The sequence below is a fragment of the Frankia gtarii genome, assembly GCF_025403375.1.
In the GTDB taxonomy this organism is placed as follows: Bacteria; Actinomycetota; Actinomycetes; order Frankiales; family Frankiaceae; genus Frankia; species Frankia gtarii.
In genome coordinates, this window is the sequence record NZ_JAMPTM010000552.1 from 1 (window position 1) to 1,147 (window position 1,147).

A 1,147-nucleotide genomic window follows, 5' to 3' on the forward strand; every position below is an offset into this window, starting at 1 on the left:
TGCCCGGACCGGGGGACGAGGGGAGCGGGGAGCCGGTGGGACGCATCCTGATCGTCGAGGACGAGCCGCAGTTGCTGCGCGCGATGCGGATCAACCTGCGCAGCCGCGGCCACGAGGTCCGCACGGCCGTCGACGGCGGCCACGCCCTCACCGAGGCCGCCAGCCACCCACCCGACCTGGTCGTGCTCGACCTGGGCCTGCCCGACCTCGACGGCATCGACGTCATCCGCGGCCTGCGCGGCTGGACCCGCGTCCCGATCATCGTCCTGTCCGGCCGCACCTCCGGCCACGACAAGATCGCCGCCCTGGACGCGGGCGCCGACGACTACGTCACCAAGCCGTTCTCCGTGGAGGAACTGCTCGCCCGCATCCGCGCCGTCACCCGCCGCTCCGGCGGCGCGGAGACCGGCCCCGTCATCACCATCGGCCGCCACCGCATCGACTTCGCCGCCAAGGCCGTCACCGTCCTCCCCGACCCGCCGGCGTCCCCCGGCGCGGCCGAAACCGCGGGTGCCGACGGGACTGCGGGTGCCGACGGGACTGCGGGTGCCGACGGGACTGCGAATGCCGACGGGTCGGCGTCGTCGGACGGGTCGGCGCTGCCGCCGGAGTTGGTGCGGCTGACGCCGACCGAATGGAGCCTGCTGGCCGTGCTGGTCCGCGAGCCCGGCAAGCTGATCAGCTCCCGAGCCCTGCTCGACCAGGTCTGGGGCCCCGGCCACGCCGACGACACCTCCTCCCTGCGGCTCTACGTCAACCGCCTGCGCCGCAAACTCGAACTCGACCCGTCCCGCCCCCGCCACCTCACCACCGAACCCGGCATGGGATACCGCTACCAGCCGTAAGACCAACACAAGACGCTCGACTATGCCGTTTGAGTGCTGCCATTCCGCCGGTCCACCGACCCGGTCATCGGCGACCGGCGGCGTGCGGACTGATCCCGGTTCTCTGCCCGATCCGGCGCGTTTTTGCAGGTCAGCGGGTCCGACCGTCTTCCCGGCAAATGGTTTGCCCCGAAAGAACCGGCGACCGGCCCGTTGGATAGGTTGTTGCCTCGTCGGCACGGCAACGTAGGCGAACGAAGCGGTGGGCACACGGCATGGCGATGAGGCTGGGCAGTTCATACACCCTGGAATCCCTGGTCGGG

General features: G+C 71.5%; 1 protein-coding gene. It reads left to right on the top strand.

The window, feature by feature from the left end; all coding sequences use genetic code 11:
• Positions 1-35: 35 nt before the first annotated feature.
• The gene (locus NBZ83_RS32250; protein ID WP_261576527.1) at positions 36-845 is read left to right on the top strand and encodes a response regulator; all 810 of its coding nucleotides are present in this window, start codon (positions 36-38) and stop codon (positions 843-845) included.
• Positions 846-1,147: the final 302 nt, after the last annotated feature.